This window comes from Acidovorax sp., assembly GCF_046341535.1.
Lineage (GTDB): Bacteria > Pseudomonadota > Gammaproteobacteria > Burkholderiales > Burkholderiaceae_C > Acidovorax.
Genome location: NZ_JBKDRI010000002.1, coordinates 1 through 7,813, shown reverse-complemented (window position 1 = coordinate 7,813; position 7,813 = coordinate 1). Strand labels below are relative to the sequence as shown.

6 protein-coding genes are annotated in these 7,813 nt (G+C 62.1%); all 6 read left to right on the top strand.

Going from position 1 to position 7,813, the window contains the following annotated elements; translation table 11 throughout:
- Positions 1 to 67: 67 nt before the first annotated feature.
- Entirely contained in the window at positions 68 to 1,579 is a 1,512-nt protein-coding gene (locus ACK543_RS00075) for a tripartite tricarboxylate transporter permease (protein ID WP_409940840.1), read from the top strand.
- A 124-nt stretch (positions 1,580 to 1,703) separates the two neighbouring features.
- Complete coding sequence (locus ACK543_RS00070) at positions 1,704 to 3,005, top strand: DUF3422 family protein (protein WP_409940839.1); 1,302 nt, start codon at positions 1,704 to 1,706, stop codon at positions 3,003 to 3,005.
- A 522-nt stretch (positions 3,006 to 3,527) separates the two neighbouring features.
- Positions 3,528 to 4,439 (top strand): DMT family transporter, encoded by a 912-nt coding sequence (locus ACK543_RS00065; RefSeq protein WP_409940838.1) that lies wholly within the window; start codon positions 3,528 to 3,530, stop codon positions 4,437 to 4,439.
- A 327-nt stretch (positions 4,440 to 4,766) separates the two neighbouring features.
- Positions 4,767 to 5,570, top strand: coding sequence for an SDR family oxidoreductase (locus ACK543_RS00060; RefSeq protein ID WP_409940837.1), 804 nt, complete (start codon positions 4,767 to 4,769; stop codon positions 5,568 to 5,570).
- Positions 5,571 to 5,826: 256 nt separating this feature from the next.
- The gene (locus ACK543_RS00055; RefSeq protein ID WP_409940841.1) at positions 5,827 to 6,876 is read left to right on the top strand and encodes a TRAP transporter substrate-binding protein; all 1,050 of its coding nucleotides are present in this window, start codon (positions 5,827 to 5,829) and stop codon (positions 6,874 to 6,876) included.
- A 62-nt stretch (positions 6,877 to 6,938) separates the two neighbouring features.
- Positions 6,939 to 7,813, top strand: an 875-nt coding sequence (locus tag ACK543_RS00050) for a cache domain-containing protein (RefSeq protein ID WP_409940836.1), incomplete at its 3' end; no start/stop codon positions are given.

Below are 7,813 nucleotides of genomic sequence, written 5' to 3'. Positions count from 1 at the left end.
CTGGGCGCTCAAGCTGCAGTTCCCTGTGTGGCCAAGTTTCATCACAGGTTGAGCAGGAGCACCGACCATGGAATTATTTGACAACCTTGCTCTCGGTTTTGGCGTTGCGTTCACCTTCCAGAACCTGATCTATTGTTTCGTCGGCTGTCTGCTGGGAACATTGATTGGTGTCCTGCCTGGGATCGGCCCCGTGGCCACCATTGCCATGCTGCTGCCGGCTACTTATGCTCTGCCACCCGTAGCCGCGCTCATCATGCTGGCTGGCATCTACTATGGCGCGCAGTACGGTGGTTCCACCACCGCCATTTTGGTCAACCTTCCGGGCGAATCTTCGTCGGTGGTAACCGTGATTGACGGCTACCAGATGGCGCGCAAGGGCCGCGCTGGACCGGCGTTGGCAGCGGCCGGTTTGGGCTCGTTTTTTGCTGGTTGCGTGGGTACGCTGATTCTGGCGGCGTTCGCGCCGCCGCTGACCGAAGTGGCCTTCAAGTTCGGCCCTGCCGAGTATTTCTCGCTGATGGTTTTGGGCCTCATTGGTGCCGTGGTGCTGGCGTCCGGCTCGCTCTTGAAGGCGGTGGCCATGATCGTGCTGGGCCTGCTGCTGGGCCTCGTGGGTACCGATGTGAATTCGGGTGTGGCCCGCTTCAGCTTTGACATTCCTGAACTCACGGACGGTATCGGCTTTGTGACCATTGCCATGGGTGTGTTCGGTTACGGCGAAATTATTGCCAACCTGTCGCGGCCTGACGAAGAGCGCGAGGTGTTCACGGCCAAGGTGGAAGGCCTGTTTCCTACCAAGGACGACTTCAAGCGCATGATTCCTGCCGTGCTGCGCGGCACCTCACTGGGTGCCGCCCTCGGCATCTTGCCCGGCGGCGGCGCGCTGCTGGCGGCCTTTGCGGCCTACACGCTGGAGAAGAAGACCAAGCTCCAGCCTGGCGAAGTCCCCTTCGGTCAGGGCAACATCCGCGGCGTGGCGGCTCCCGAGTCAGCCAACAACGCCGGTTCGCAGACTTCGTTCATTCCACTGCTCACGCTCGGTATTCCGCCGAACGCAGTGATGGCGCTGATGGTGGGCGCGATGACCATCCACAACATCCAGCCTGGTCCTCAGGTGATGACGAGTAACCCCGAACTATTTTGGGGGCTGATCGCTTCGATGTGGATCGGCAACGCCATGCTGATCATTCTGAACCTGCCGCTGATCGGCATCTGGATCAAACTGCTGACTGTGCCCTACCGCTGGCTGTACCCGTCCATCGTGCTGTTCTGCGCGGTGGGTGTGTATTCCACCAACAACAACACCTTTGACATCTGGATGGTGGGTATTTTCGGCCTGATCGGCTACGTCTTTTATAAGCTGGGGACGGAGCCTGCGCCTTTGCTGCTGGGCTTCATCTTGGGTCCGATGATGGAAGAAAACCTGCGCCGTGCCCTGCTGCTGTCGCGCGGCGACTGGAGCGTATTTGTCACGCGTCCCCTATCCGCCGGTCTGTTGGCAGCCGCTGCGCTGTTGCTCGTCATCGTGCTGCTGCCATCGGTGAAGAGCAAGCGCGAAGAAGCCTTCGTCGAAGACTGACCTTGCCCAGCCGGGTACGCCCGGCAAAATTCCCACAACGGCACCTTCGGGTGCCGTTGTTTTTTTGCAGGCATCCTGACGGACGGCGAGCGGTGTCGGTGGACAATCGCGCAAAGAGGTTCGCATGTCTACTCCATTTCACCCCGCGCAGCATCCCCACCGGACCATGTTGCACAACGAAATCCACGCGCGTCCACCCGAGTCGATGACGGCGCCGTTGGCCATTGCACATATCGTGATGATTGCGGATGCAGCGGGCCGTGAGGCCAGCCGCTCCCATGTGGCCGAGTTGCTGCGTAACCATCACCTGGCACTGCCCGATGCCCACACGACCCATTTGCGCATGGACCTGGGTGCCTTCCGCCTGCGCTGGGAGATGCATACCGAGTTTGTCTCTTGGACCTTCATGGCGTCGGCGACCGAGGAGGTCCTTGTCGATCGTGACCCGGTCAGCGCGATCGATGCGGTTCCGCGCGACTGGCTGGCGGCACTGCCGGGCCAGTGTCTTTGCAGCCTGAATTTGTGGGTGCTGCCCACGCAGTCGTTCGGCTCGGACGCGCAGGTCACGCATGTCCTGCATGAGGACACGATGGTCGCCTCCACCGTGGCCGGCGGTTATGGGGAGGTGTATACCGACTTTGCGATCCATCCCGACGGCTTCTCGCGCATGGTACTGCTCGCCGCAGGCATGGCACCGCGCCGATTAGGACGTCTGGTGCAGCGTTTGCTGGAGATCGAAACCTACCGTATGGCCGCATTGCTGGGCCTTCCGGCGGCTCGCGAGGCGGCGAACGTGCTGGCATTTGCGGAACGCGAACTCGCCGAGCTTGCCAACGCCATCCGCACGGCCAACAGGGATGCGGAACCCGCATTGCTGGACCGGCTCACGCGCCTGGCCGGGCAGGTGGAAAGTCAGTATGCCGCCACGCATTCGCGTTTTTCCGCCAGCAGCGCCTACTTTGCGTTGCTGGACAAGCGCATCGAGGACATCGATGAGTCGCGCCTGGCGGGGATGCAGACGATACGTGAATTCATGGATCGGCGGCTCACCCCCGCGCGCAGTACCTGCGAATGGGCTACACGGCGCCAGGACGCGCTGTCGCAGCGGGTTTCGCGCATGAGCAACCTCTTGCGTACGCGGGTGGAAATAGAGCAGCAGCAAAGCAGCCAGGCTCTGCTCAAGACCATGAACCAGCGTCAGGATATGCAGCTGAAAATGCAGTCCACGGTGGAAGGTCTGTCCGTGGCGGCCATCACTTACTACATCGTCGGCCTGGTCAGCTACCTTGCTAAAGGCGCTGAGCCGCTGGGCTGGTCTTTTTCCCCTGAGTCGACGGCTGCTGCTGCCATTCCGCTGGTTGCCGTGGGTGTGTGGTGGTCTATGCGCCGGTTGCACCATCGGGTATTTCGCAAGCATCCGCAGTGAACGTGGCGGGGCCCCTGCCCGTGGAAAGAGTCGCTGACCGTCGACCACGCTGACGTCCAGGCTGGCGGCTGCCACCCCGCGCGGCCGCTGTAGCGGGCACGCGGCCAGGGTGACACACTATGGGGCTTGGTTGGGCATCGGCCAGACGTTGCGGGGTATCCGGGCAGGGACCAGTCCGTAGCGGTCAGCGACTGGTACAGGAGGGCGCGCGAGCCATCTGTCCGTCAGCCTAAAAACGGCAGTTGGATGCATTTGCCAGCGCTGCTGTTGGGGTGCCAGGCAAGGCGCGACGACGCGGCAGGCTCGTGCCTGCAAGGCGGAGCAACACCGCATGGCGCTCCAAAAGCGGTGCTGGCAAGTGCATAGCTCTGTCACCCCAAAGGTGAGGCTGCAAAGACAACCCAAGGCTCGAGTCCATGCAGTGTGCGCCAAGATTACAAGCGGTCAACTGCCGTTTTTAGGGTCAGTCTGACGTGTACCGTTTCCATCCATCGACATCCGTGCTTTTAGCCCCGTTAAACCATGGCCCAAGCCGCTAAACAAGGTCTTGCAACCGGACTGCTGCTTGCGCTTGTGGGCTCCATTGCCTTCAGCGGCAAGGCCATCATCGTCAAGCTTGCCTACCGCTACGGCGTGGACGCCGTGACGCTCATCATGTACCGCATGCTGTTTGCGCTTCCCATCTTTGCCTTCATGGCCTGGTGGGCCAGCCGGGGCAAGCAACCGCTGTCTCGAAAAGACTGGCTCGGCGTGCTGGGCCTGGGGTTCACGGGCTATTACCTCGCCAGCTTTCTGGACTTTGCCGGGCTGGCGTATGTCAGCGCCAGTCTGGAGCGGTTGATCCTGTACCTTAACCCAACCCTGGTGGTGCTGCTGGGCTGGGCCTTGTACGGGCGGGGTATCCGCTGGGCGCAGGCGGGGGGCATGTTTGTGAGTTACTTGGGCGTCCTGTTGGTTTTCGGGCATGAGGCCAGTTTGCAGGGCCCAAACGTAGCACTAGGCTCGCTACTGGTGTTCTTGAGCGCCGTGAGCTATGCCATCTACCTGGTGTATAGCGGTGAAATGGTGCAGCGGCTTGGCTCGCTGCGACTGGTGGGGCTGGCGACCACGGTGGCATGCCTGTTGTGCCTGTTGCAGTTTGTGGTGCTGCGGCCTTTCAGCGCTGCGGTAGTGGCACCCGAGGTGATCTGGCTGTCGGTCATCAATGCCACGCTGTGCACGGCAGCGCCCGTGCTGATGGTGATGATGGCTATAGAACGCATCGGTGCAGGGATGGCCGCGCAGGCGGGCATGGTGGGCCCCTTGTCCACGATCCTCATGGGAATCTGGATTCTGGGCGAGCCCTTTACCGTGTGGGTGGCAGCCGGTACCGCACTCGTGCTTGTCGGCATCTTTGTGTTTACCCGGATGGCTCGTACCGGTGCAGCCGAGTAACGCATAAACGCGTAGCGTCTGGCGATCGACTGGAGATAGCAGTCGCCCAGCGCTCAGCACGCCTGGTCATGTCGTTTCGCGTGTCGCTCGGAGGTGCTGCTGCGGTTGTCGGCTGTGTCTGCGTCCAGCTGGGCAACGCTTGCTTGCGCCATGGTCGACAGGGGAGTCGAGTCAACGCGTGGCGCGCAAGAGCAGCGTCATCTCCTGCGCGCACGCGCCACCTGCGATCGGCGACCCCACCGCCGTTGCCTTGCTGGCGTTAGTGTCAACCCGCATTTATGATTTCAGCGCGCTGCCACCTGGCAGCAACCAAACCGGAGGTGGTGGATGGATTTGGGAATCGCTGGCAAATGGGCTCTGGTGTGTGGTGCAAGCAAGGGGCTGGGATATGGATGCGCGAAAGCCCTCGTGCGCGAAGGTGTCAGTGTGGTGATCAACGCCCGCGATGCTCAGGCCCTTGGGGACGCGGCCCGGCGACTTGGGGCCGACAGGGGCGCGTCGGGAGCAAAGGTGATCGCTGTCGCGGCCGACATCACCACGCGTGAAGGCCGAGACGCCGTACTGGCTGCCCCCGGCGGGCCCGGGCGCGATTTCGACATCCTGGTAACCAACGCAGGCGGTCCGCCCACTGGCGATTTTCGCGACTGGGATCGTGACGCCTGGATCAGGGCAGTGGATGCCAACATGCTCACACCGATTGAACTTATCAAAGCCACGGTGGACGGCATGGCGTTGCGCGGTTTCGGTCGTATAGTCAATATCACCTCCAGCGCTGTCAAGGCGCCGATCGATATCCTGGGCTTGTCCAACGGCGCACGCAGCGGTCTGACCGGTTTTGTAGCGGGTGTCTCGCGCAGCCCGATCGCGGCACGTGGAGTCACCATCAACAATCTGCTGCCGGGCAAGTTCGATACAGACCGGCTGGCATCCACCGTAGCAGCGACTGCCAGCAAGTCCGGGCGGTCCGTCGAGGATGTGCGGAGGGCCCACCAGGCGCAGATCCCCGCAGGTCGCTATGGAACAGCCGAGGAGTTTGGTGCCATCTGCGCGTTCCTGTGCAGCGTGCATGCTGGCTACATGACCGGCCAGAATGTCCTCGCCGACGGTGGCGCCTATCCTGGCACGTTTTAAGCGGACTGCATGATTGCGTGCGCGAATGCTGTAGGCTGCATCGGTTCGATTCGCGGTGCGCGCGACTGGCTCAAATAGTGGTGTTTTTCTGACATTTCCCCCGCATACTGTTCGCAATTGAGCACAATGGTCAGCCGGTCGCGGTTCTACGTACCTCTGCAACTCTGGGCAGGTTTATCCCATGCATTTCTGTTTTGCGGCGTTGCGTTTCCTGCTTCAGGTTGCCTTGTCCGCAGCCATCGTGTTGCTGTCGGTCATGCCCGGACGCTCCCATGCTGCCGCATCGGTCAGTCCAGCAGTACCGGCAGCCCCTGCAGGCGCCCCGGCGTCATTCAAGTTGAGGATCGTGGGCGGTCTTGGTTCCATCAACCAGTACACCCGCCAGGAAGAGCCATTTTGGACGCAGGAACTTGAGCGCCTCAGCGCAGGTCGCTACGACGCCGAAATCGTCCCCTTTGACCGTGCTGGTGTCCCTGGCCTGGAAATGTTGAGGCTGCTGCAGCTGGGCGTTGTGCCATTCGGGACAGCGCTCATGAGCTCTTTTACCGCACAACATCCCGAGTACACCGCGCCGGATCTTGCGGGGCTCAATCCAGATATTGCGACACTCAGGGTGACGCTCGCGGCGTTTCGCCCCTACCTGGAAAAGGCACTGCGTGAGCAGCATGGCATTGAGGTCCTGGCGATCTACGTGTATCCGGCGCAGGTTGTGTTTTGTAAGAAGCCCCTGCAATCCCTGTCTGAACTGGCGGGGCGGCGCACCCGTGTTTCGTCCTCCACCCAGGCGGATTTCGTAGGTGCGCTGGGTGGCGTGCCTGTGCTGACGGGGTTCTCCGAGATGGTTCCACGCCTGACCGCGGGCAGCACGGAGTGCGCGATCACCGGTACCATGTCTGGAAACACCGTCGGGTTGCACCGTCTCACGACGCATGTTCACGCCCTGCCGGTCACCTGGGGCCTGGCGGTATTTGGAGCCAATCGGGCCGCCTGGCAGGCGCTTCCTGTAGATCTTCGGACCCTGCTGCGCAAGGAGCTGCCTCGGTTGGAAGCGGCCATCTGGGAGGAGTCGGAGCGCGAAACCATGGAAGGCATGGCCTGCAACCAGGGGGCCTCCAGCTGCACAGGCGGTCGCAAGGGGAGCATGACTTTGGTACCCGTCTCGCAGAAGGATGAAATCAGGCGTCGGGAAATACTGGAATCGACCATCCTTCCACGCTGGGTGGAGCGCTGCGGCGCGCTGTGCGCCCAGGTATGGAACCAGACCATCGGCCCGGCGCGCGGGCTTGTTGTCAATTCGCCGAAATGAGCACGTCAGCCTTGCCGCTTCGGATTCGGGCTCTCGTCGCGGCGGGGGGTGGGATCTTTGTAATGGCCGTGCTTGCAGTATCGGCCACCCTGGTGTGGAACGGGCGGCAGGTCGCCCTGGCGGATAGCCAAGCGCAGGCTTTCCGCTTTCTCGCGGGCGCCGAAGCAGCGCTCAACCGGTCACTGCTGGAGGTCGATGTACTGTTGGCTGGCATTGACGAACTGCTGGAGCTGTCTTCCAAACGCGCTGGCCAGATCGATGCGCGCTCAGCCAGCCACCGACTGCGCGGTATGGCGCTACAGAACCTGATGGTGCGATATGCCGCCGTGCTGGACGCCGAGGGCAAAAGCCTTGTGTCATCGGATGCTGGCGGAGCCCGGATGGCGTCGAGGCTGCCAGACGGTTTTCTGGATGAGGTGGTGGCGCAACCCATTTCTACGTTGCTGATCAGTGCGCCCATGGTCAGCTTTGCCAGCTCTGAGCGGGTCCTGTACCTTGCGCGGCAGCTCCGCCTGGCCGACCAGTCGGTGGTCGTTGCGATTGCTGAATTGCCCGTGTCGGCCATCAGCGAGGTACTTCTCCAAGGCGCAGAGATCCGCGGTTTGCAAGTGACGCTAGAGCGTGCTGGCGGACAACTGCTTTTGAGCGCACCAGGACGTGATGACTCCGTGCCCGCAGTGCTCTCCCCTCCCCTGGACGAACTGGCGGTGCTGGGGCAGCAGTGGCAGGCGCCCGCGCGTCTGACGGGCGCGCCCGCCCTGGTGGTGTCTCGACCCATCCTTTACCAGGATCTGCGAGTGGCGGTGAGCATCCCGCTGGACGAAGCCCTGCTTCCCTGGCGCAGTCAAAGCAAAGAGGTCGGGCTGACGGCTTTGCTTTTCGTGGTCATGATCATCGTTGCCGGCTGGACTACCCTGCGCTATCTAGAACGGCTGGC